We start from the raw sequence: 23,744 nt of genomic DNA, 5'->3' as shown, positions 1-23,744 counted from the left end.
AAAAATAGGGGATAGTATTAGACGCGGATACTCAGTTCGATACGTCTTCTTATAAAATCAATCTAACACTAAAAAGATAAAATTATGAAAGATCAATACGATAGTCGAATTGCATCTTGCTTTGCGAAAAGCATCTTAGTAAGGGGGGGCATGGCAGTAATTTGTTTCATGTTCGTCTTGCTGGTAGGTGCTGTTCCCGCAATAGCACAAAGCAGTACTGTTTCGGGAACAGTTCTATCTGCTGATGACCAAAGTCCACTTCCGGGAGTAAATATTATAGAAGTGGGTACTCAGCAAGGAACAACATCTGATGCCGATGGAGAGTTTACACTTAATGTATCGAACTTAAATACTTCATTACGTTTTTCCTTTGTAGGTTTTGGAAAGAAGACTATTGAGCTCAATGGTCGGTCTCAAATATCAGTAACGTTAGAACCACAGACTGAAGCGTTAGATGATGTTGTAGTTACAGCACTCGGCCTTAAAAGAGAGTCAAAATCGTTGGGGTATTCTGTTTCAGAAGTAGAGTCAAAAGATTTAGTTACTGCAACTGAAACGAATACGGCTAATCTACTACAGGGAACGGTAGCAGGTGTTAATGTAAGTCCGACTTCGGGCGGTCCAGGTTCTTCATCTCGTGTTACTATTCGTGGATCTTCTTCATTAAATGGTAATAACCAGCCGCTGTATGTTGTTGATGGTATACCCATTGATAATACAAACTTTGGATCTGCCGGAAAGTGGGGTGGCTTCGATGGGGGAGATGGTATCTCATCAATAAACTCTGAGAATATTGAAAATATCAGTGTCTTAAAAGGAGCCGGTGCCGCTGCTTTATATGGTGCACGTGCTCGTGATGGAGTTATAGTAATTACAACAAAGTCTGGTGAAGGGCTTGAACGCGGTCCTGTTTTGAATGTAAGTAGTACTTTTACCTGGAATGACGCTATGGTTGGATTTGCTGACTATCAAAGTAAATATGGGCAAGGAAACCAGGGGCAAAAGCCACAAAATCAAACTGAAGCACGGAATACCGGTTTGAGTAGTTGGGGCGCCCCTTTAGATGGTTCTTCTGTAGTCCAGTTTGACGGGCAGAAGCGTCCGTATGTTAGTCATGGTGATAGGCTTAATCAATTTTATGAGACCGGCGTTTCCAGTAAAAACTCTTTGTCTTTATCGGGCGGCGACAAGAACTCGACTTACTATTTTTCGACTACTTATTTTGATTCAGAAAGTATCGTTCCTAACTCAGGCTTAGAACGGTTATCACTGACGTTACGTGGTTCACAGACGGTTGGAAAGTTGAAAGCAGATGTAAAAGCGAACTATATTGATGAAACTGCCAACAACAGGCCTTGGCTTTCTGATAGTCCGGGTAATGCAAACTTCTCTGTTGCTATCTTACCGCCGAATATTGGTTTAGATGCTCTTCAGAATAATTACATGACTGAAGATGGCACCGAACAGACGTTTAGTAGTAATGACTATGTAAATAATCCGTATTGGGTTGTTAATCAGTACGATACTGATGATAACAAAGATCGTATTATTGGGCACGTAGACTTGAGTTATGATTTGACAGATTGGGCTTCTCTGCAAGCTAGAACAGGGTTAGATTGGTATACACTGCGCCGTACGAGTTTTACCCCATGGGGTACTGCATATAGAATGGGTGGCGATATGTTAGAAAATGAATTCAGAGTGCTGGAAAATACTACTGATTTAATAGTTAAAATTGATAGACAGATAACCTCTGATATCGCTGTCAAAGCTACTGCAGGTGGAGCAATAAGTTATAGGAAAAATGAAACCGTTGGTGTTTCAGGGAGTGACTTCAAAGTTCCGAAATTTAGAACTATCTCCAATATGTCGAGTGTAACACCAAATTATGACTTTTCTGAAAAGCAGGTGAACTCTGTTTATGGTTCATTTGATTTCTCTTATAACGACTATCTATATCTTACTTTAACAGCACGGAATGATTGGTCTTCAACACTCCCTAAAGATGGAAATGCATTCTTTTATCCATCAATTAGTACAAGTTTTGTATTCTCTGAAGCATTTTCCTCTGCAATGCCTTCCTGGCTTAGCTTTGGTAAAGTGCGGGGATCTTGGGCCGAAGTTGGAAGTGATACGGATGCCTACCAGTTAAACCTTACATACGCTGTCCTAAACTTTACCCATCAAAGTCAATCTGCTGCTACAGTTGGTGGTGATGTGGTGCCATTATCAACATTAAAACCTACTTCAACGAAAGAACTGGAGTTTGGGTTTGACCTGCGATTCTTTGATGATCGCCTGAGCCTTGATGCTAGCTGGTATGATCGTCAAACAACAAATCAAATCTTATCAACTACTATTTCTAATACTAGCGGTTTTGGTGAACGAATGATTAATGCCGGTCAGTTAGATAATAGTGGTATTGAATTATTACTTAGTGGTATACCGGTTAATACAACGGATGTTCTTTGGGAAACCAGTCTAAATTATGCTCAAAATAAAAGCGAAGTAGTAGAATTAGCGGGAGAACAAGAAGTCCTGTTGATGGAACAAAGCCGAACCCAAACCGCTACTATTACCGCAACTGTTGGTGAGGAATACGGAACGATAAGAGGATATAAATATAAGCGAGATGCGGACGGTAATATTATTCATGAAAACGGATTGCCGGTTCAATCTGATGAGCAAGCTGTCTTGGGTAAAGGTACACCTGACTGGACATTGGGCTGGAGCAATACTGTTTCTTATAAATCCTGGAGCTTGAATACCTTAGTAGGTGTTCATTGGGGCGGGCAAATATTCTCTGGAACAAACTCATATGCTTACGGTGCCGGACTTCATAAGAACACCCTGGAAGGGCGTGCTGGATGTGATCAAGCAGGGACCCCTTATAGCCCTTGTTTCGTTGCCGATGGAGTAGATATTAATGGAGGTCAAAACAATACGGCTGTTTTACCTTCGGCTTACTATGGCAATATCGAGCAAAATATAGCTGAGGAATTTGTGTATGATGCAAACTTTGTGAAGCTACGGCAGTTACAATTAAGCTACCAGCTGCCTCAATCATTGATTGCCAAACTCCCAATTCGAACTGCAACACTTTCTGCAACAGGACGAAATCTGTTTTACATCTACAATTCAGTACCGAATGTAGATCCAGAAGCAACTATTAACAGAAATAATTCCCAAGGTTTGGAGCTGGCGGGAGTACCTGGTGCAAGGTCATTCGGATTTAGCATCGATATTGGCTTTTAAAAGCACTGCATAAACCTAATAAATGAATTCTATCAATTATGAGTACATCATACTTATCTAAAATAACACCTATAGTATTTGCTTTGTTACTGGTTGGAGTGCTTGTTACTTCTTGTGACTCTTTCAGTGATTTTGGAGACATGAATGAAGATCCAACAACTGTAAATCAGGTTGCCCCTGAGATGCAGCTTACTACCATTCAATTAGCTACAGCAGGGACACGCTATGAGGTCTGGCGTGCAAACCTTCTGTATAGTGAAAATATTGTGCAACACCTTGTGAATGTATGGTTTGGGGGTGGCAATAACTATACTGAGAGTGTTGGCTGGTTAACGTCTTTCTGGAATACAGCATTTTCTGGAACCGGTATTTCCAGCAGGGCACAGGTCAAAAATGTTGAGGATCTGGTTTATCAGCTCAAGAAAAAGAAAGAGGCCGGAGAAACCGTCGATAATCAACTCGCCATAGCACGAATAATGAGGGTGTTTATATACCATCGTATTACCGATCTATATGGTGATATGCCTTATTCAGAAGCGGGCAAAGGGTTTATTGATCGCGAGTTTACCCCGGTTTACGATCGCCAAAAAGATATCTATGACGATTTCTTTTCTGAACTGGATGCAGCAGTAAAGCAGTTGGATGGATCAAAATCTTCGTTTGGTAGTAATGATCTGCTTTATAACGGGGATGTCACAAAGTGGCAGAAGTTTGCTAACTCACTGAGACTGCGACTGGCACTTCGGTTGGTTAAGGTAGATATCAGTAAAGCCCAGAACCAAGCAGAGGCTGCGATTTCGGCTCCTGGTGGTGTCATGACCAGTAATGAGGATATTGCTATGGTTAAACACCAAGATGGGCCAAATAATGGTCCGGCAGGTATGAATAGTAATCCTGTTAGCGAAGTATTAAGCCACAGTAGCGATCATGAATATGTTGCACAAACGCTTATTGATTGGTTAGATAACCGCAATGATCCACGTATTGATATTTATGCTCAGGATAATAAGCCCCCTTTAGGATTCCCAAGTGGATATACTTCTACTTCCGTTCAGAGTCATTCAAGCTATACCGGAGATATGGCTGACTACTCGCGGGTGAATCCTATGCTGGCAGATCGTGATGATCCGACTTTCTTCCAAACTTATGCCGAAGTAGAATTTATGTTGGCAGAAGTAGCTGTTCGTGGTTGGTCTGTTTCGGGTACTGCCGAAACACACTATAATGATGGGGTTCGAGCTGCCATGAACTACCTATCACTTTATGATGCTGATGGAGGGGCAGATATTGCTTCGGCAGAAATTAACAATTACCTGGCCAATAATCCCTTTAATACAGGTGGTACTGAAGCACAACAGTTAGAACAAATAAATACCCAATACTGGGCAGCCGTATTCCTCAATGGTTATGAAGCCTGGAGTAACTTCCGTCGCAGTGGATACCCTGACTTGGAGCCAGCAATGGTAGACAGTAATAATCCACCGGCCGGTAACCAAACAAATGGACAAATACCACGCCGAATGATCTATCCACAAGGAACAGAGTCGGTTCTCAATGCAAAGAATTATAAAGAAGTAATAAGCCGACAAGGACCAAATGATATGGTAACCCGTGTTTGGTGGGATAAGCAATAACCTTATGCTTAAACCTAATTGATCTGCCGGGACTTTTGTTGTAAGACAGGGTCCCGGCGGGATCATTATAATATAACATTAACATTTGTCTGCTAGGTGTAGCAGATTTTAACCTATGATAACACGAACTGATTGTTAAGGTTCAGCGACATTACAATCATTTGAATGAGTTGAGATCTATTATTTTAACTAAAAACTAACAATGAATTACCGAGCTTCAGAAACGCGATTTAGTTATTACGAAAATATACCCACTAAAATTTTTGATGAATCTATACAAGGTTCTAGATATGTGGCTCAGCTTATTGCTGATGAAATACGTCGAAAGCAAGAGCAAAATGATTCATTGGTATTGGGCTTAGCCACCGGGTCAACCCCAACTGATGTATATGCTGAACTCATTCGTATGCACCAAGAAGAGGGGCTTTCTTTTCAAAATGTAATTACGTTTAATTTGGATGAATACTATCCGATGCAACCGAACTCGTTGCAAAGTTATGTTCGGTTTATGGATGAGCAGCTTTTTAACCATGTAGATATTCCTGAAGAGCAGGTTCATATTCCGGATGGGACAATTAAAGAAGAGGAGATTGAGGATTATTGCAAAGATTATGAGCAGAAAATTGCTGAAGTGGGGGGGATCGATATTCAACTTCTGGGTATTGGTAGAACAGGACATATTGGTTTTAACGAGCCCGGTTCACGCCCAGATTCCAAGACTCGCCTCATTACGCTGGATAAAATTACTAGAAAAGATGCAGCAAGCGACTTTTTCGGTGAAGAGTATGTCCCAAGACGAGCTATTACAATGGGGGTAGGTACTATTCTCGATTCTGATCGTATTATTATGATGGCTTGGGGCGAAGGGAAGGCTCCTATAATTAAAGAAACGGTAGAAGGGGAAGTTCGTGAAAGTGTTCCTGCCACCTATCTACAAAAACATGATAATGCTGAAGTAGTTTTGGATACTGCATCGGCGGATGAACTGATTTGTAAGAAAACACCCTGGTTGCTAAGAAGTTGTGACTGGGACGATCAGCTGATACGGAAAGCTGTGGTATGGCTGTGTCAGAAAGTTGATAAACCGGTTCTCAAATTAACGGATGAAGACTATAATGAGCATGGCATGGGAGATTTGCTTACGCAATACGGCCCCGCCTATGATATCAATCTAAAAGTATTTAATGAGTTACAGCATACTATAACCGGTTGGCCCGGTGGTAAACCCAATGCTGAGGATAAAAATCGACCTGAGCGAGCCGAACCGTTTCCTAAAAGAGCTATCGTCTTTAGTCCCCACCCTGATGATGATGTAATATCGATGGGGGGTACGTTGATTCGTCTTGTAGAACATGACCACGAAGTACATGTTGCCTACCAAACATCTGGTAATATCGCTGTTTTTGATGATGATGTTGTGCGGTTCGTAGATTTTGTTTCTGATTATAACGATACGTTTAGCATAGAGCAGGATGAAGCTAATAATATGCTGAAAGAGATTAAGCAGTTCTTAAATGACAAAGAGCCTGGTCAAGTTGATACCGATGAAATAAAAGAGATCAAAGGTCTTATCCGACGAGGCGAAGCCAAAGCCGCAGCGCGGTATTGTGGAGTACCTGAAGATCAATTGCACTTCCTTGATATGCCGTTTTATGAGACGGGCCGTGTAAAAAAGAAACCGTTGTCGCAAGACGATGTGGATATTATTGTTGATCTTTTACGCGAAGTTCAACCCCATCAGGTATATGCAGCGGGAGACCTGTCAGACCCGCATGGAACACATCGTGTTTGCCTTAAGGCAATATTCTCGGCTCTTGAAGAGTGTTTAGACGACGATTGGTACCAAGATTGTTATGTGTGGCTATATCGCGGTGCATGGCAAGAGTGGGAAATTAACGAAATTGAGATGGCTGTACCGTTAAGCCCAGAAGAGTTAGCTAAAAAACGCCGTGCTATTTTTAAGCACCAGTCACAAAAAGATCGCCCGTTATTTCCCGGCCCTGATGAACGTGAATTTTGGCAGCGATCTGAACAGCGTAATCGAGGAACAGCAAAGCTCTATGATAAGCTTGGCTTTGCTGAATACGAAGCTATTGAAGGATTTGTTCAGTATAGAAAGAATCAATAAAAAGAAAAGGTGGTGTGCCGACTGGTACATCACCTTTTTTTTACTCTATTTAATACAAATTGTTGAAGAGATACCAAGTAGGGGAATCCATTATTTTTGTGGGGCAATATCGGAGCTTTGGCGAACTATTAGTTCGGCCTCTAAATTTTCATGCACAATATTCGCCTCCTTATTTTCAATTTGATTGACAAGAAGGTTAGCAGCTCGTTGCCCTTTTTGATAGATTGGTTGTTGCACTGTGGTAAGAGGGGGGATGGTATATTGAGCAATGGGTAGGTCATCAAAACCGACAACCGAAAATTCCTCTGGAACTGGAATGCTTTCTTCATGTAGAGCAAGCAGGGCCCCCATTGCCAAGGTATCGCTCATGCAGACAACCCCTGTAATATCCAGCCCTTCTTTAATCCATTTTTTCATAGTCGAATAGCCGTGGCGTTGCGAATAGTCATCAACAGCAATGTATTTATCAGTAATAGGTAAATTGGCTTCATTCAGGGCTGCTTTATAACCGTTAATTCTATCAACCGATTCTTTCATATTGGGACTGGCCATGATAGCTCCAATACGCTTATGCCCCAATTCAATTAAGTGGGTTGTGGATTTTTTTACACCGGAAAAGTTATTTACATCAATAGAGGTTATTTCATGGTTTTGTTCATCATGGCCCACAACTACCATTGGTACATCTTGTTCTTTGAGTTTATTGATGACAAAGTCTGTCACCTCTTGGGTCAATAGGATGTAGCCATCCAGACGCTTCTCGTCCAAGATATTTTCATTAATGTCAGCCCCTTTATCGGTAGAGATGGGTGATAAGGTCACGAAATATCCATTATCAATACATTCCTCAAAAATGCCAAGGTGTAAAAGAGACCAAAAGCCATTTCCTAGAGTTTCATCACATCGGCGAGGGGCTACAATACCAATTTCATAATTTCTATTGGTTGCAAGTCCCCTTGCAACAGAGCTTGGCTGGTAGTTATGCTCTTCTACCACTTTCATAACACGTTCTCGAGCTTCATCACTTACATTTTTGTGATTATTTAGAACACGGGAAACTACCGAACGAGAGACATATGCTAATTCTGCAACTTGGTCAATACTCAGCTTTTTCATAAAACATACTTAACACTATGTTAAAACCTGTTTTTTATGGTACATAGATTTTACTAGGTATACAAGTGATGCATATTAAAATAGATTTGGAAGCGGTTTCAAAAAAATAATTAACCACTCTCAAAGCTACATTGTAATATTCTAAGGTGCTTTTTACACGTAGTTTAGAACATTTTAATAAAGGGTTGTTTGGTTATAATAGAAGTAACTATCACCCTTTTTCGTAAAAGAAAAAGCGGACATAGAAGTGAATTACTTTCTCTGTTTTTTCTCTTTTTCGCTAAGTATCCAATTCACAAACATAAATTCCAATGCTGCCGCCTCATAGCCTTCCCATTTAGAGATCATATCCTGGAAGTTATCTTCTGTTATTGTATCCGGATCTCCTCCATAGCTCATAACAATCCATTTTCGAAGCCCTTTCTCTTCCCCCGATGTTTTATTACTGGGAAAACAAGCATTGGTATGGTTCCTAAATAGCATAAGTTGTTGAGCTGAGGTAGGACCAACCCCTCGTACTTCTTTAATGGTATTGTAAAATGTTTGTGGGTCACAGTTTTCCAGTTGTTCTAAATTTTGCTCTCCTGAAAGAATATCTTCGGCAAAACCTATAATAAATTCTCCCTTCCTTTTTGTAGGTCCCAATTTGCGAATAGCAATAGGGTTGGCTTTTACCAATTGATGTGGTCTGGGCCAGGCGGGTAAACTGTTGCCGTTAGTTGTAACAAGGGAACCATAGTTTTCTCTGATCTTGTAGACCATTTTTTTTGCTGTGGGCTTGTGTGACAGGCGCATCTCAATAATACGGTTAATGGTATCTTCAAAAAGGTTTGCCCGGGACATACGTTTTAATCCATAGAGTTCTGTTAACTTAGGACCGATAACAGGATCATCATCAAGTGTATCATACATTGGGCGTAGATCCAGATCGGTGCCAAAGATACGGCGTAAGCTTTTGTTTGCCTCTTCAATCTCTTCTTTGGTAAGTGATTCGGGGCTCTCAAAATGAAACTCTGGATTTTCTGGGTCACCATTAAAAAAAGAGGTAATTATAGTGTCACGATCTCCAATAGGAATGGGGCGGGTGAATCCCTCTTCAAAAGTCTTTTCGGGATCATGTTCGTGATCAAAATATTGATCGATATCGAGGCATAAAAACCAGTCGTGGGGTGGTATTGATTTGAGAGTCCAACTACTCATGTTAGGAAAAGGTTATTGTTTAAAAAAACTACATACTTTTGATAATGTATAAAATTATGCCATTATTAAAAGAGAATTAATTATCGAGAGAAAAATAAGGGGTACATATGAAATCAATCATTATAAATTTATTGATCGCTGTATTTTTAATGGTTAGCTGCGCAGGCAGTGGGTCTGTTTATCAATTGCCTGATAACCAGCAAAAAGGACTTACTTTCCAAACTTATCAAGAATCACCAGAACAGGCTTTTGATGTAGTCAAAGAGGAGGTGAAAAACTATAAGTCAAAAATGCTTATACAGGACGGTTGGGAAATCACTTCTTCTAATAAGAAGGCAGGTACCATAAAAACTGATTGGAGGCAAGCAGGCAGTTCAGCTTCTGTAAGTGGCGGGCGTACTATGGGATCTGATAGTGACGAACGTTATAAGTTAAGTGTACGGGTTATCGAAGTTGATTCAGGTTCTAAAGTATCAATTCAATTAATAAAGCAGGTTAAGATGTCACAGTGGCGAACCTTTGACGTCAAGAAAAAGACTGCTCAAAAACATATTCAGCCAATTTTAAAGAATATAGAAAGTAAATTAACGGTTCAAGGTTGAGGTGTTTACACAACAAACCCCTCATTGTTCGAATGTGAATGAGGGGTTTTCGTTTTGCTTCAATCGGTCTTGATCAATCTTTTTCTGATACATTCGTTCTACATCTTTAAGGGTATCCGTATCTGAGGGGGCGAGGTCCCAGCGTATAGCTTTAAAACGCGGGAGCCGAAGTGTATAATTAGCTTTGGTACGTTTATTTATCTGGATGTCATCAAATTCTAGCTCTACTACGATTTTGGGAATCAGACCTAGGGTAGGTCCATACTTTTCAACTGTTAAATCTTTAATTTTTTTATTCAGTCGCTTCATTTCTTTATCTGTATAGCCCCCATACGCTTTTCCAATTGGGATGAACTCCTCTTCATATCGCTCATCTTCTGCTACCCGAATACCTAGGGTGAAATCAGAATAGTAGCCACCACGTTTGCCGCTGCCGGCATGGGCATACATCAGTATGGTATCGAGAGTACCAGCAGGTTTTTTAACTTTTAACCACGACTTTCGTCGTTGTCCGTATTCATATGAGCTTTCTTTTTTCTTTAGCATTAATCCTTCATTACCGTGAGCGAGGGCCCTGTTAAATAGCTTTTCCAGATGTTCATGGTTGTTAACTTTGAACTGGTTGGTAATAGGTAGAGTGTGTGTATCTGCTAACGATTCCAGTTTTGCTCTTCGCTGGTTAAATGAATTGTCAAAAAGTGGCTGACCTTCTTTAAAGAGTAAGTCATAAGAGATAAATAGTACAGGAAATTGGTCAATGAATTCTTGGGTCGGTTTTTTTCGCCCCATGCGTTTCTGGAGCAGTTGGAAGGGGAGAATTTCGTCATCTTTAAATACGCAGATTTCGCCATCCAGTACGGTGCCGGGTAGTTTGCGTTGTGCAAAGAAGTCAACAATTTCGGGAAATGAATGGGTAATATCATTAAGGTCGCGGGAATATAGCTCAACTTGTTGATCATTTATATGTGCTTGGGCACGCATGCCGTCAAACTTTTCTTCTGCGAAGTAGGGTTGCAAGTTATCGATACTCCGGCTTTCGATAGGAGAAGCTAACATAAATGACAAAGGATGGAACAGCTTAAAAGTTGCTTGGTCTAAACTATCGTTTTTACAGAGTACAGCTGTTTTTCCAATACTTCCGGTAATCATGTGGGCATAGCGCACATTTTCCAATTTTTTATCAAAGGCAGTTGCCAAAGCCGAAACTACACTCTTGGTTTCAAATCCGATGCGGAGTGAGCCTCTGCTCATTATTCGGATAAAGTATTTTATTTCCAATGGGGTCATTTTCTTCCAGCTATTGCGCAGAACTTTTTGTTTGTCTGCACGCGAAGAGAGCTCTGCAAGTTCTTGGTATCGTTTTTCTACCTGTTTTAGTGATAACTGAGTAGGAGTTCTTTTAGCTCTGGCTACCTCAATATTGCGCATAAGTTTTTCTATCGCTTCAGAGGCACTTCCCAGAGCAGTTTTACAGGGTTTAAATACTTTTTCGTAATCAATTTCACAGAAGTTAGCTGCACAGGTTGAATAGGTTCGGCTGCCAACAGAAGCACGTAAGCCCGACAAGTCAGAAAAAGCACCTTCACCCAGAAATTGGGCAGCCCGATTTAAATCCTCATCTTGTTTAATTGATTGAAAGTAATCCGCACAGATAGCAATTTTTGTATTCGTACTCCGAGTCTCGTTAATCTCTTGTACTGTCTTAGCTAATTTTTGGAATGCGTTATGAGTCATAGATAAAGTTGTTAATAGAAAACAGCTACTAGTATTAATCTCTTTTTTTTAGAGGTCTAAAAAACGAGAATTAATATCTCGCTGTTTTAAGTAATGGCGAACAACATCAGCGTTAGGAGTATGAGTGATATGAACTTTTTTAGGCCTTAGTTCCTCACATAGTTGTATAAGTTCAAAAAAGTCAAGATGGTCAGAAAGGGGAATTAGTTTATGGACAGTAAGTTGGGACCTCGTGGCCTCACGGCTAGCCCAACCTGAGCAATAGGCAATACGTTTTTTTCGAACATTTGAAGCAAAACCGTTGTTGAGAGCTGAATTAGTAGTGATTAAGATATTGCCTTCGCAGCTCTCGCGATTGTAGGTAGAGTACCTGCCCAGATCAATGCCAGCTTCTTCATATACTGCACACATTTTATAGCCTGCACCATGAATTTGTACAGGATGATTCAATGGAGACAGGAAATGCATTACTTCTTGTGCTTTGCCTAGGTTATAAGCCAAAAAAACGGGGGTATGATTATCGGCAAGCGTTTCGGCTGCAAATGTTCGAATTTTGTTGCCCAGCTCTTGATGAGAATCCCAGCGATAAATGGGCAGGCTAAACGTGGCCTCTGTGATGAGGTGATCAACTTTCCTGGGCATGACAAAACCTTCGCTGGCGGGAGAGGGCGGTGTTCTATAATCCCCAGTGTATAGTACTGTCCCCTCCTCACTTTCGACATAAACCATAGCTGAACCCAAAATATGACCCGCCGGAAAGAGCGTGATACGGGCACGATCTGTATCAAAAGGTTCATTAAAATCGAGTACTGTTGCCTCACCCTTGAACCCTCGGCGTTGCATAAGCTTCAAGGTGTTTTTTGTGCAGTATACGTTGCTGTTACGGTTACGAGGCATATGATCGGCATGGGCATGAGAAATAAATGTATGTTGGGTCTCAGTACCGCTATAATCAAAGCCAATATTCAAATTAGGAAGCAGAATACCGTGATATTCCGCTTTTGTGATATTCATTAAATAGGAGTTCGGTTAATTACTAAGTATGCAAGCAGGAATATTGCAAAGCCCACTGCCACCATTATGGCACCGCATCTTGAAATTAGCATCGGTAAGTCTTCAGAATTAGCTTTTATCAAAAGGCGATTTTGTTTCCAGCGGACCAATTGGATTCCTGCTATATAGACTACTAGTAAACTCCAAATAGTGAACAGAAGTTCAATTAATGAAAAGGGAGTAAAAGAAAGGAATAAGCCGGGCAGCGTAAATAGCAGAAAATACTTAATGACTCTAATGAATATAGGGGGTGGCCTTTCTTGGTCTGCGGCCTTTTGCAGAAATTGGCTTAACTGTTGTTTTTTTAGGATGAGATAGCTGCCACTTCCGATAAGAGATATTCCTAATACAACATAATAAAGGGCAAACCATTTTATGGAGAAAGCTTCTAAATTCATGAGAATAAATTATTCTTCATCAGGCATATCTTCTTCGGCAATTGGAGCTTCGTTTTGCGGATACATAATAGAAGCAATAACAGAAATGGTGAGAGCAAGAGCAATAAATGCGAGTGCAAAAGGTGTAGGTATATGATAAAAATCAGTAATCAGCATTTTAATACCCACAAAGACTAATATAATTGAGAGTCCGTAATGTAAGTAATGGAAGAGTCTCATAATACCGGCCAAGGCGAAATAAAGAGCTCGCAACCCCAAAATTGCAAAAGCATTTGAGCTATATATGATGAATTCATCACGGGTAATTGCAAGAATTGCCGGAATAGAATCAAGAGCAAACACAACATCGGTTGTTTCAATAACTACGACCACCACAAAAAGAGGGGTGGCAATTAGTTTACCCATTTTTCGTATGAAAAAGGCCGATCCATGATAGTTCTTTGTCGTGGGAAATATCTTGCGGACAAGCTTCAAGATTGGATTCCGTTCCGGATGGACTTCCTTATCTTTTTCAAAAGCAAGTTTTATGCCAGTAAAGACAAGGAACCCTCCGAATACATAGATGATCCAGTGAAAACGTTCGAGAAGGGCAACACCCGTAAATATAAAGAGAAATCGCATGATAAGAGCTCCAAAAATTCCCCAGAAAAGAACTTTGTGCTGGTATTCGGCAGGTACTTTGAAGTAAGAGAATACCAACAAGAAGACGAAGATATTATCAACACTAAGCGATTTTTCAATTAAATAACCCGTATAGTAATCCAGAGCTGTTTGGGTACCCATATAGTAGTAGACGCCAATACCAAAAATTAGGGCTAATGTAATCCAAACGCCGGTCCAGATGAGGGCTTGGCGGATTGTTTCTTTGTCATCTTTGTCGTGGAAGACGGTTAGGTCAATAATTAGCATCGCAATGATGAAAATATTGAAGACCGTCCAGAGTAATATAGAATGATCCAAAGGTTATGCGGGTGTTTGGCAATTCAAAATAAGCCTCAAAGGTATCGAACCTGTTGCAAAATTACTAAGTAAGCTTTTTGCATATTCCTTACTCAACAAGCAATCCCTCATCAGGCTGTGTTAACTCTTGTGGGATAACATTCATGACTTCTTTTTTGAATGCCTGGATCACATTCGTCTTAAGATATTCTCGGCTGTAAACAACTCGAACTTTACGACGGGGTACCGGATCACTAAAATGACGTAGGTGTGCTTTGGCACATTGTGCATCAATTTGATTTTTGGCAAGGTATGGGAGGAGTGTCATACCAAAGTTTTGTTCAACAAGCTGTTTTAAGGTAGCCAGATTCCCGCTTTCAAATTCAATACGCTGTTCGTCAAGTTGGTTTTTACGGAATTTTTTGCACAGTTGGACGGTTTGGTCCCGAAAGCAATGTCCTTCATTTAGTAGCCAAAGGTCACTACCTGTTAAATCATCAACAGATATTTCTTCTTTTTTGGCCAGTGGATGGTCTTCAGAAACATATCCCAGGAACGGTTCATAATAGAGATCCTCTTCAAAAATATTACCACGATCGGCTGGTGTGGCAATAACTCCAATATCTAGGTGGTCTTGATCCAACAGATCTAAAACATCATCTGTTATAACTTCTTCAAAAATGAGACGCACATCTGGATACTTCTCTCGGAAGTTACGTAGAAAAAGTGGTAGCAAGTATGGTGCTATTGTGGGAATTATGCCAATACGAAAGGTACCGCGAAGTTCTTCATCACGCAGCGATGCCAGATCTTCAATATGTTTTTCCTGTTTCAGCATCTTTTTAGCTTCCGCAATAATTTTTTCGCCAATTTCAGTTGGTATCACTGGCGACTTAGATCGGTCAAAAATAGTAATATCAAGCTCATCTTCCAGCTTGTGGATCTGCATACTTAGCGTTGGTTGTGTAACGTATGACTTTTCAGCAGCTGTAGCGAAATGGCGATACCGGTCAACAGCTACAATATATGAGAGTTGTGTAAGTGTCATATTAAATTTATGAATCTTTAAAAATCAATGTAAACAAGTTCTTCTCCGGAAAAATACAAACTTTAAACTTATAATTCGTTTTTAGTTAGAGAATTCCTATTAGATTGCTACATTTGCCCTGAACGAATAGTTCTAAACATATTATTGAGAGTTAAAGAGTTAACATAAAGAGTGTTTGTGATATGCAACAAGCTCATGTATTTATCGAAGGAAGGGTACAAGGCGTTGGTTTTCGCCATTTTGCACAAGTTAATGCTGAAGAAGTTGGCGTATTCGGATGGGTAAAGAATTTACCTGACGGACGTGTCGAAGCTGTATTCGCAGGCCCCATTGATCATATCCGGGAGATGCTTAACCGATGTGAACAGGGGCCCGGTGCCAGCAGGGTAGACAATATTGATGTTAGCCTAGAAGAGGCAACGGACGAATATGAAGGTTTCGAGGTACGTTATCACTAATGCGACTTTTTATTGCCATTCCTATACCGAATTCAGCAAAGAAAAAGCTTGCTGAATTACAGAATGCTATGGAGGGGGTGCGTTGGCAATCACAAAACCAGCTTCATTTGACGCTCAAGTTTTTAGGAGAGACCGAAGTTGAAAAAGCTGAAAAATTACAAAAGCGATTATCAAAAATTCAGCATCCGGTTTTTTCGTTAGTTATAAAGGGGATGGGATTTTTTTCGCAGGGTAGAAAGCCACGGGTATTATGGGCGGGAATTGTCAAAAATAAACGTTTGGCAGAGTTACATAATAAAATAGAACAACTATGTGCCGCTATGGGGTTTAAAACAGAGGTTCGCCCCTTTAAACCTCATATTACTATGGCCCGGCTAAAAGGGTGCTCTAAACAAAAGGTAACTTCTTTTATTAATGAGTATAAACAGTTTCAGTTGCCCAGGGTCCGTGTTTCTGAATTTGTGCTATATGAAAGCAAACTGAGTTCGGAGGGAGCGACACATCACCGATTAAAAACCATAAACTTGCAGAGTCAGTAGATCTGGAGTCAATAGTAAATTGAATATGAATATGCGTATGCTGCAGACGATATTGTGGATAGGAGTCAGCGTACTAATCGGCTATATGCTGATTCTCTTATTAATGTACCTATTGCAATCAAAGTTGACCTATCATCCTCAAAAAGAGTTGATCGCTACCCCGCAAAGTATAGGCCTTTCTTATCAAGAAGCTAACTTCCACACCGAGGATAACCTCAAGCTCCATGGATGGTTTGTGACTGCAAACCCTTCAGCCCCTACCATACTATATGCACACGGTAATGCCGGGAATATTTCGGGTCGTCTTCAGAGTATTCAGCTTCTTAATAGTTTGGGCTGTAATGTATTTATATTCGATTATCGTGGATACGGCAGGAGTGAAGGGAAACCCAGCGAAGAAGGAACCTATCGTGACATTTCTGCAGCTTGGAGTTATTTGGTGAATCAAAAGAAGATGAATAATGATGATATTGTAATTATGGGACGGTCACTGGGGGGAGCAGTTGCTGCTTGGCTGGCCGCTCGTAAAGATCCTGCCGCCGCAGTTATTGAATCCACTTTTACTTCAGCAGCAGATCTGGGAGCAGATCTCTATCCATGGTTGCCGGTACGTTGGTTGCTAACATACGAATACAAAACAAAAGAGTATGTTCAACAAATTAATGCCCCTTTGTTTATGGCCCACAGCCGAGATGACCGAGTCGTGCCTTTCCATCATGGGCAAGAGTTGTATGCGGTAGCCAACGAGCCCAAGACATTTGTAGAGCTAAAGGGCAGTCACGGTTCAGGATTTTGGGAATCAGGAGAGGTTTATTCAACAGCATTGCTGGATTTTTTAGGACGTAATACCTCATTAAAGTCAAAAATGGGAAAATAGCATGGAGATCATTAGCAAACAGCTAGTCATTGATGCAGAAGGGTTTTCAGATATTAAAAATATTACCAGAGAGGTTGAGCGGTTTGTTGCCGAAAGTGATTTTTCAGAAGGATTGATACACATTTTTCCAATCGGTTCAACCGCATCAATTTCGACTATTGAGTTTGAAGCTGCGTTGGTGCAGGATATGCAGGATAAACTTGAAGAGTTTGCGCCTCACGATCAGAAAACTCGACATGGGGAAACATGGGGAGATGATAATGGGTTTTCCCATATGCGAGCTACTATGATGGGACCCGGTATTACGGTGCCGCTTCATAATGGGGAACCGGTACTGGGCACTTGGCAGCAAATAGTTATCATTAATCATGATAACAGGGCTCGTGAACGCTCTATTTTCTTGCAGTTAATAGGTGATTAGGGGTGGAAATTATAACCAAATCTGTTGCATCGAGATAACGGTTTAAGACTGAGAATGCTTCACTAACCGCCATTTTTGAAGCCTGGAATGACTACAATTTCACAATACAATATTCTGGATTATGCCCTTAATATTGTGGCTCAGGAATCGTATTATTGTCACAAGATCAGATCTAAATTAAATCGCCTGAATGAACTTTTCACACCTCCACAATCACACACAATTTAGTATGCTGGATGGTGCCGCCAGCATCAGTCAGCTCATAAAAAAATCTAAGAAGCATGGGATGCCCGGGATTGCTATTACCGATCACGGGAATATGTTTGGGGTACCGGAATTTGTTAATGAGGCGCATAAGCATGATGTAAAACCGATTATCGGTTGTGAGTTTTATATCACCCCTTCGGGGATGCAAGACAAGCAAGACCGAACGCGATACCACCAAGTTCTTTTGGCAAAGAATATGACGGGATACCGAAACCTGTCAAAATTGTGTTCGCTGGGATATACCGAGGGTATGTATTATAAACCCCGCATTGATAAAGAAACACTTGCAGAACATGCCGAGGGGTTGATTGCTACTACTTGTTGTATTGCCAGTGAGATTAACCAAACGATTATTAATGGCGAAGAAAAAGATGCCCGTGCACTTTTTGAATGGTATCTAAATGTATTTGGGGATGATTATTATATCGAACTACAACGCCATGGCTTGGCAGACCAAGACCGTTGTAATGAAGTACTTGTAAAATGGTCGAAGGAATATAATGTAAAGATGGTGGCTACTAACGATTGCCACTATGTCGAAGAAGAAGATTCGGAGGCGCACGATATCCTATTGGCCTTACAGACTAATGCGGATATCAATGATCCCAACAGGTTTCGGTTTACAGATGATAATAACAATCTAAACACCGATTTCTATTTGAAGACTCCGGAGGAGATGGAAGAACTTTTTAGTGACCTGCCTTCGGCTATTGACAATACAAATGAAATTATTGAAAAGGTCGATAATATCGATCTTAGTTCTGAGCTTTTGCTACCGCATTACAGTATTCCGGATGAGTATGATTCGATGTATGAATATTTGCGGAAACTTACCTACGATGGAGCAAAAGAGCGATATGGTGAGATAACGCAAGAAGTTAGCCAGCGTATTGAGCAGGAGCTGAAGATCATTAGCGAAATGGACTTCGTTGGTTACTTTTTGATTACCCAGGATTTTACCACAGAAGCGCGTAATCGTGGAGTATTTGTTGGGCCGGGTCGTGGATCTGCAGCCGGTTCTATCATTGCCTACTGCCTGGGCATTATTAATATTGATCCGTTGAGGCACGATCTTCTTTTTGAGCGGTTCCTGAATCCCGAGCGTGTAAGTCCACCCGATATTGATATCGATTTTGATGATACCGGGCGCCAGGAAGTGATCGATTACGTAGTAGAAAAATATGGGCGTGATAAAGTAGCCCAGATTGTCACTTATGGTACAATGAAAGCCAAGACAGCCATACGGGATGTAGGTCGTGTGTTGGGCGTGCCATTGCAGGAGGTAGATCGTATTACCAAAATGTTTCCCGATCAGCCGGGAGTAAATACTTTTGATAAGGTATTGGATCCGTCAAAGAATCCAGAGTCGGCCAAAGATATTAAGCAGCTTTTTGATCATCCCGATCCCCAGGTGCAGAAAATGATGCGCTTTGCCCGAACATTGGAGGGGTCGGCGCGACAGACGGGGATTCATGCTGCCGGTGTTATTATCGCTCCGGGCGAAATAAGTGAATATGTGCCGGTAGCCCTTTCTAAGGATAAAGAGCTTATTACCCAGTACGATGGACCGCATGCCGAGGAATGTGGTTTGCTGAAGATGGACTTCCTGGGATTGAAAACTCTCTCTATCTTGAAGACTGCTATTCAGTATGTAGAAGAGAACCATGGGGTTCATTACGAGCTGGATGAGATTCCCGAAGATGATGAGGAGACATTCGAACTGTATCAAAATGGGAATACTATTGGGACTTTCCAGTTTGAGTCGGATGGGATGCGTAAATACCTCAAACAGCTGAAACCTACCGAGCTGGATGACCTTATTGCTATGAACGCCCTGTACCGGCCGGGTCCTATGCAGTTTATCCCCGAATATATCGATCGTAAACACGGGCGTAGTGAGGTAGAATATCCACATCCCGACCTTGAGGAGCTACTTAAGCCCACTTATGGTATTATGATTTACCAGGAGCAGATTATGAAAGCTGCTCAGAAGATTGCCAATTATTCGCTTGGAGAAGCGGATTTGCTGCGTCGTGCGATGGGTAAAAAGAAGAAAAAGGTAATGGATAAGCAGCGCGAGATTTTTACCACTCGTGCTATTGAAAACGGTGTTGGTGAAGAGAAGGCCGAAGAGCTTTTTGACATTATGGCCGAGTTTGCCAACTATGGTTTTAATAAGTCTCACTCGGCGGCTTATTCTGTAGTAGCTTATCAAACGGCCTTTTTTAAGGCCAACTATCCTGCAGAATATATGGCAGCAGTGTTGAGCCATAATATGGGAGACATCGATAAAGTCTCGAAGTTTATAGAGGAGTGTAGTCGAAATAATATTACCGTAGATCCTCCCAATATAAATACTGGTGCAGGTAAGTTTGTAGCTGTAGATGGGCATATTCAGTATGGGATGGAGGCCATTAAGGGGGTTGGGTCAAATGCGGTACAGGAGATCGTTAAAGAGCGTAAAGAAAATGGTAAGTTTGAATCCATTTTTGACTTTGCCCGCCGTATCGATTCCCGATTATGTAATAAGCGCACACTCGAGAGCCTGTTCCAGGCAGGTGCTTTTGATTCACTGAATCCCAACAGGCGGCAGTTATTACAGCACATGGAAATTATTATTAGCTATGGGTCACGTGTGCAAGAGCTGGAAGATTCGAACCAGTCAGACCTTTTTGGCGATGGCGGTGATAGTGCTTCGGCTATTGATGAACCAGAGTTAGAACCTATTCAGCAGTGGTCAAATATTGAACGTCTCAATAAAGAGCGCGAATTAATTGGCTTTTATCTGAGTGGGCATCCCTTAGACAAATTTAGTGAAGATGTGCGCATTTTCTGCTCCCATACTCTTGACTCTGATGAGCTTGAACAGCTTAATGATCGCACCAATGTTCGGGTAGCCGGTATTATAACCAAAGTGAACAGGGTGACAGACAAGAAAGGCCGCCCCTTTGCATTTTTGGAAATGGAAGATCGAAATGGTGTAGTTGAAGTAGTAGTATTCAATGATGTATATGACAGTAATCTGGGAATGATTCAAGAAGATACCCGGGTAGTCGTGGATGGTAACTTTGATTCATCCCGTGGAAAGTTGCAGATAATTGCAAATAGTTTTGAACGGATCGAAAGTATGAGAGAAAAATACCAAGACCAGATAGAACTCAAGATTGATATTGACACAAATTATATTGCTGAAAGTGATCTGGAAGCTATGGCAGAGCTATTTAAGCAAAACCAGGGAGAAACAAATGTAAGTTTTAACGTATTGAGTAAAGAGGCAAAACGTCCTTTTAAGATGCACGTGCGCAAGTTTGTTGTAGATCCTAACGAAGAACTTTTAAGTGGCTTGAAATCGATTTTAGGCGACGAAGCGGTTGCTTTAGATCGTTCTAAGGCTAATGGACGGTAAGATAAGTAAAGGTAATGCGTTCAATAGTAAAAAACGATGTGATAATGTATTCGCTTTATGCGATATTATTGCAGAATAATTTTGATAACCTATTAATTTAATGTAGACGAAGGTGTTGATATGAGTAAAGCTCTAGAACTAACAGATGATTCTTTTGAAGATGAAGTGCTAAATGCAGAATCTGGCAAGCCAGTTCTTGTTGATTTTTGGGCTGAGTGGTGTGGTCCATGTAAAATGGTTGGCCCTGTTGTAGAAGAACTTGCCGGTGAATTTGAAGGTCAGGCAAAGGTAGGTAAAGTTGATGTAGATTCTAATCCGGAAACATCTACGAAATATGGTATTCGCAGTATCCCATCGTTGCTTATTTTCAAAGACGGTGAAGTTGTAGATCAAATTGTTGGAGCTGTACCAAAAGCTCAGCTTAAAAAACAGTTAGAAGCACAGGTGTAAGTATAGTAAGCCTGTTTTTTTGAGTCTAAAGTAAAGGCGGTGAATGTATTCACCGCCTTTTTTTATTGTCGTCTTTTAAGAAGATAGGAGAACAGAAGGGCAAAATTCTAATCGTCAAGGTAGAAGATCACAGATACTTCTCGTCCTTCATCATTAAACTGAATTTCATCAGCATATTGTTCCATAAGGTAAATGCCGCGGCCTCCCTCATTAAGCAAGTTTTCTTCTTTAAGAGGGTCAGGGGTATCGGATGGATCAAAACCGTCTCCTTCATCTCTTATAGAGATTGAAAGGGTTCGGTCGTTAAGTTTGACGTTAATATAGGTGTTTTTATCCGGGTCTTGTTCGTTACCGTGTACGATTGCGTTGTTTACGGCTTCACTGAGTGTGAGTAAGATCCTGTTAAAATCCTCTTCTTCCAGGTCGGCCCATGTTTTCAACTCATCGACAAAAGGGGGTATGCGCTCCATCTGATCAAAGGTAGAGCTCAGGATAAGATTTTTTTCGCTGAATCCAGACATAGATTATGAACTAAAATAAGAAAAGCATCTCCGGAGTTGGAGATGCTTTAGATTCAGTTAAGCATATAGCCCGCGCATCTTCAAGGTCATAGCCACCTTGTTAATTCCGAATACATAGGCAGCTTGTCGTAGCGTAATATCATGCTTCTCACGTGTCTCGAACAGGTTGTCAAAAGCATTGCGCATCATGCGGTTAAGACGACGGTTCACTCGTTCTTCAGTCCAGAAATAGCCTTGGCGATCTTGAACCCATTCAAAGTAAGAAACGGTGACGCCACCAGCATTTGCCAGAATATCGGGAACTACCATTATGCCTTTATCTTCAAGAATGGAGTCAGCATTCGCTGTAACAGGCCCGTTTGCACCTTCTGCAATAATACGTGCATTAATGCCAGCAGCATTCTCGCGATTAATTTGATCTTCTTTGGCCGCAGGGATGAGAACATCACATTCAAGTTGAAGCAGTTCTTCATTAGTAATTTTTTCTGCTTCCGAATATCCTTCCAGTGAGTTGTCATTATTTTTAGCATACTCCATGGCTTCGGGAATGTTGATACCATTTTCATTGTAGTATCCCCCAGAAATATCACTTATAGCAATAATTTTGGCTCCTTGCTCATACATCAGCTTTGCACTTACAGAACCTACGTTACCAAATCCTTGAACAGCAACAGAGCATTTATTGGGCAATAGTCCAACTTTATTTAAAGCAGCTAGTGTTACCGTTACAACGCCACGGCCGGTAGCTTCTTTGCGTCCATATGATCCTCCTAAAAGGATTGGCTTACCGGTAACCACAGCAGTTTCCGTTTTGTGAGCATTCATGCTGTAGGTATCCATGATCCAAGCCATAACTTGCTCATCGGTATTCATGTCAGGGGCAGGGATGTCGCGATCCGGACCAAATACCTCAAGCATGTTGGCTGTATACCGGCGTGTTAACCGTTCAAGCTCTCCTTTTGAAAGTTCATTCGGGTCACATCGAACACCACCTTTTGCACCACCAAAAGGCACATCAACAATAGCACATTTCCAGGTCATCCAAGCTGCCAGAGCATTAACTTCTTCCAGGGTAACATCCGGTGCATAGCGAATTCCCCCCTTGGATGGTCCTAGTAGGTTATTGTGAATGACACGATACCCTTCAAACACTCTGATTTCTCCGGAGTCCATCATAATTGGGACAGACACTGTAACCTGTTTCACAGGACTGGCCAGATATTGAAACATTCCTTCGTTTAGTTCGAGGACTTCAGCTGCAAACCGAAATCGTTCCATCATTGATTCAAAGGGGGATTCTTCATCGAGCTTCGGACCGGGCTCTTTATAGTAGCCAGTTGTGTACATATTCTTGTTGTAGGGCCTTAGGGTTAAAAAATCTGTTCTTTTTCAGCATGACTTATGAAGGACTGATATTACAATAATTCTGGAACAATCCCATCAGTAAGAAACCGAAAGTTATGAAAAATTAAGAGATGATATAAGCTAAATTTTGCACAGATTTGTGGGAAAAATGGGAAATTTGAAAAAATGGCCTTTGAAGCTTATGAGGGTGAAAATTTAAGGCTGAGATTGTTATTTCCAGAATTAGGGCAAGAATTGTTAAGAAAGTGTTTGTATCCTTCGATACTTAAGTTAAAGTGTTGCATTTCAACAAAATTTAATGTTGATTCAACATTCTAAAGTATTTTTTTTGTT

The 23,744-nt window shown here is 41.0% G+C and carries 19 protein-coding genes; 10 read left to right on the top strand and 9 right to left on the bottom strand.

Going from position 1 to position 23,744, the window contains the following annotated elements:
- Positions 1-84: 84 nt before the first annotated feature.
- The 3 genes from FCN14_RS07605 (at position 85) to nagB (ending at position 7,017) form a co-directional block, all read left to right on the top strand.
- Positions 85-3,255 carry a SusC/RagA family TonB-linked outer membrane protein gene (locus FCN14_RS07605; protein WP_212747583.1) on the top strand — a complete coding sequence of 1,057 codons (3,171 nt, stop codon included), beginning with the start codon at positions 85-87 and terminating at the stop codon, positions 3,253-3,255.
- 38 nt (positions 3,256-3,293) lie between these two features.
- Entirely contained in the window at positions 3,294-4,889 is a 1,596-nt protein-coding gene (locus tag FCN14_RS07600; protein ID WP_138430600.1) for a SusD/RagB family nutrient-binding outer membrane lipoprotein, read from the top strand.
- Positions 4,890-5,091: 202 nt separating this feature from the next.
- The gene (nagB, locus tag FCN14_RS07595) at positions 5,092-7,017 is read left to right on the top strand and encodes a glucosamine-6-phosphate deaminase (protein ID WP_138430599.1); all 1,926 of its coding nucleotides are present in this window, start codon (positions 5,092-5,094) and stop codon (positions 7,015-7,017) included.
- Between the two features lie 90 nt (positions 7,018-7,107).
- Here nagB and FCN14_RS07590 read toward each other — a convergent pair whose 3' ends face one another.
- Positions 7,108-8,133 carry a LacI family DNA-binding transcriptional regulator gene (locus FCN14_RS07590; protein WP_138430598.1) on the bottom strand — a complete coding sequence of 342 codons (1,026 nt, stop codon included), beginning with the start codon at positions 8,131-8,133 and terminating at the stop codon, positions 7,108-7,110.
- Between the two features lie 252 nt (positions 8,134-8,385).
- Positions 8,386-9,333: a DNA-3-methyladenine glycosylase family protein gene (locus FCN14_RS07585; protein WP_138430597.1), complete on the bottom strand. Its 948-nt coding sequence runs from the start codon at positions 9,331-9,333 to the stop codon at positions 8,386-8,388.
- Between the two features lie 107 nt (positions 9,334-9,440).
- Between FCN14_RS07585 and FCN14_RS07580 the strand changes: the two genes are divergently transcribed.
- Complete coding sequence (locus tag FCN14_RS07580) at positions 9,441-9,935, top strand: outer membrane protein assembly factor BamC (RefSeq protein WP_138430596.1); 495 nt, start codon at positions 9,441-9,443, stop codon at positions 9,933-9,935.
- Positions 9,936-9,956: 21 nt separating this feature from the next.
- Here the strand turns inward: FCN14_RS07580 and FCN14_RS07575 are convergent, their stop codons facing one another.
- The 5 genes from FCN14_RS07575 to FCN14_RS07555 form a co-directional block, all read right to left on the bottom strand.
- A complete protein-coding gene (locus tag FCN14_RS07575) occupies positions 9,957-11,669 on the bottom strand; it encodes an ATP-dependent DNA ligase (RefSeq protein ID WP_138430595.1) in 1,713 nt (570 codons plus the stop codon).
- A gap of 48 nt (positions 11,670-11,717) precedes the next feature.
- Entirely contained in the window at positions 11,718-12,683 is a 966-nt protein-coding gene (locus FCN14_RS07570; RefSeq protein WP_138430594.1) for an MBL fold metallo-hydrolase, read from the bottom strand.
- Positions 12,683-13,120 carry a hypothetical protein gene (locus FCN14_RS07565; RefSeq protein WP_138430593.1) on the bottom strand — a complete coding sequence of 146 codons (438 nt, stop codon included), beginning with the start codon at positions 13,118-13,120 and terminating at the stop codon, positions 12,683-12,685. Before FCN14_RS07565 ends, FCN14_RS07570 begins: the two co-directional genes overlap by 1 nt.
- A gap of 9 nt (positions 13,121-13,129) precedes the next feature.
- A complete protein-coding gene (locus tag FCN14_RS07560) occupies positions 13,130-14,080 on the bottom strand; it encodes a TerC family protein (protein ID WP_138430592.1) in 951 nt (316 codons plus the stop codon).
- An 88-nt stretch (positions 14,081-14,168) separates the two neighbouring features.
- Complete coding sequence (locus tag FCN14_RS07555; protein WP_138430591.1) at positions 14,169-15,107, bottom strand: hydrogen peroxide-inducible genes activator; 939 nt, start codon at positions 15,105-15,107, stop codon at positions 14,169-14,171.
- A gap of 182 nt (positions 15,108-15,289) precedes the next feature.
- Between FCN14_RS07555 and FCN14_RS07550 the strand changes: the two genes are divergently transcribed.
- From FCN14_RS07550 to trxA, 6 genes are all read left to right on the top strand, one after another.
- Complete coding sequence (locus tag FCN14_RS07550) at positions 15,290-15,565, top strand: acylphosphatase (RefSeq protein WP_138430590.1); 276 nt, start codon at positions 15,290-15,292, stop codon at positions 15,563-15,565.
- The gene (gene thpR, locus FCN14_RS07545; RefSeq protein ID WP_138430589.1) at positions 15,565-16,104 is read left to right on the top strand and encodes an RNA 2',3'-cyclic phosphodiesterase; all 540 of its coding nucleotides are present in this window, start codon (positions 15,565-15,567) and stop codon (positions 16,102-16,104) included. The genes FCN14_RS07550 and thpR overlap by 1 nt, the downstream gene beginning before the upstream one ends.
- Positions 16,105-16,129: 25 nt before the next feature.
- Positions 16,130-16,981: an alpha/beta hydrolase gene (locus FCN14_RS07540; RefSeq protein WP_138430588.1), complete on the top strand. Its 852-nt coding sequence runs from the start codon at positions 16,130-16,132 to the stop codon at positions 16,979-16,981.
- Between the two features lies 1 nt (position 16,982).
- A complete protein-coding gene (locus FCN14_RS07535; RefSeq protein WP_138430587.1) occupies positions 16,983-17,402 on the top strand; it encodes a secondary thiamine-phosphate synthase enzyme YjbQ in 420 nt (139 codons plus the stop codon).
- Between the two features lie 190 nt (positions 17,403-17,592).
- Positions 17,593-21,075, top strand: coding sequence for a DNA polymerase III subunit alpha (gene dnaE, locus FCN14_RS07530; protein ID WP_138430586.1), 3,483 nt, complete (start codon positions 17,593-17,595; stop codon positions 21,073-21,075).
- Between the two features lie 120 nt (positions 21,076-21,195).
- Positions 21,196-21,525: a thioredoxin gene (trxA, locus tag FCN14_RS07525; RefSeq protein WP_138430585.1), complete on the top strand. Its 330-nt coding sequence runs from the start codon at positions 21,196-21,198 to the stop codon at positions 21,523-21,525.
- Between the two features lie 107 nt (positions 21,526-21,632).
- Here the strand turns inward: trxA and FCN14_RS07520 are convergent, their stop codons facing one another.
- Together FCN14_RS07520 and FCN14_RS07515 are read right to left on the bottom strand one after the other, a co-directional pair.
- Positions 21,633-22,046, bottom strand: coding sequence for an ATP-binding protein (locus FCN14_RS07520; protein WP_138430584.1), 414 nt, complete (start codon positions 22,044-22,046; stop codon positions 21,633-21,635).
- Positions 22,047-22,103: 57 nt separating this feature from the next.
- Complete coding sequence (locus tag FCN14_RS07515) at positions 22,104-23,393, bottom strand: Glu/Leu/Phe/Val family dehydrogenase (RefSeq protein ID WP_138430583.1); 1,290 nt, start codon at positions 23,391-23,393, stop codon at positions 22,104-22,106.
- Positions 23,394-23,744 lie beyond the last annotated feature (351 nt).

This window comes from Fodinibius saliphilus, assembly GCF_005869845.1.
In the GTDB taxonomy this organism is placed as follows: Bacteria; Bacteroidota; Rhodothermia; order Balneolales; family Balneolaceae; genus Fodinibius; species Fodinibius saliphilus.
The sequence above is the reverse complement of the archived record's forward strand: the minus strand, read 5'-3'. Positions and strand labels throughout refer to the sequence as shown.

Bases quoted from the DNA above. Each gene is read 5' to 3' on its own strand.
- FCN14_RS07605 (WP_212747583.1), top strand. From the start codon at position 85: ATGAAAGATCAATACGATAGTCGAATTGCATCTTGCTTTGCGAAAAGC.
- FCN14_RS07600 (WP_138430600.1), top strand. From the start codon at position 3,294: ATGAGTACATCATACTTATCTAAAATAACACCTATAGTATTTGCTTTG.
- nagB (WP_138430599.1), top strand. From the start codon at position 5,092: ATGAATTACCGAGCTTCAGAAACGCGATTTAGTTATTACGAAAATATA.
- FCN14_RS07590 (WP_138430598.1), bottom strand. From the start codon at position 8,133: ATGAAAAAGCTGAGTATTGACCAAGTTGCAGAATTAGCATATGTCTCT.
- FCN14_RS07585 (WP_138430597.1), bottom strand. From the start codon at position 9,333: ATGAGTAGTTGGACTCTCAAATCAATACCACCCCACGACTGGTTTTTA.
- FCN14_RS07580 (WP_138430596.1), top strand. From the start codon at position 9,441: ATGAAATCAATCATTATAAATTTATTGATCGCTGTATTTTTAATGGTT.
- FCN14_RS07575 (WP_138430595.1), bottom strand. From the start codon at position 11,669: ATGACTCATAACGCATTCCAAAAATTAGCTAAGACAGTACAAGAGATT.
- FCN14_RS07570 (WP_138430594.1), bottom strand. From the start codon at position 12,683: ATGAATATCACAAAAGCGGAATATCACGGTATTCTGCTTCCTAATTTG.
- FCN14_RS07565 (WP_138430593.1), bottom strand. From the start codon at position 13,120: ATGAATTTAGAAGCTTTCTCCATAAAATGGTTTGCCCTTTATTATGTT.
- FCN14_RS07555 (WP_138430591.1), bottom strand. From the start codon at position 15,107: ATGACACTTACACAACTCTCATATATTGTAGCTGTTGACCGGTATCGC.
- FCN14_RS07550 (WP_138430590.1), top strand. From the start codon at position 15,290: ATGCAACAAGCTCATGTATTTATCGAAGGAAGGGTACAAGGCGTTGGT.
- thpR (WP_138430589.1), top strand. From the start codon at position 15,565: ATGCGACTTTTTATTGCCATTCCTATACCGAATTCAGCAAAGAAAAAG.
- FCN14_RS07540 (WP_138430588.1), top strand. From the start codon at position 16,130: ATGAATATGCGTATGCTGCAGACGATATTGTGGATAGGAGTCAGCGTA.
- FCN14_RS07535 (WP_138430587.1), top strand. From the start codon at position 16,983: ATGGAGATCATTAGCAAACAGCTAGTCATTGATGCAGAAGGGTTTTCA.
- dnaE (WP_138430586.1), top strand. From the start codon at position 17,593: ATGAACTTTTCACACCTCCACAATCACACACAATTTAGTATGCTGGAT.
- trxA (WP_138430585.1), top strand. From the start codon at position 21,196: ATGAGTAAAGCTCTAGAACTAACAGATGATTCTTTTGAAGATGAAGTG.
- FCN14_RS07520 (WP_138430584.1), bottom strand. From the start codon at position 22,046: ATGTCTGGATTCAGCGAAAAAAATCTTATCCTGAGCTCTACCTTTGAT.
- FCN14_RS07515 (WP_138430583.1), bottom strand. From the start codon at position 23,393: ATGTACACAACTGGCTACTATAAAGAGCCCGGTCCGAAGCTCGATGAA.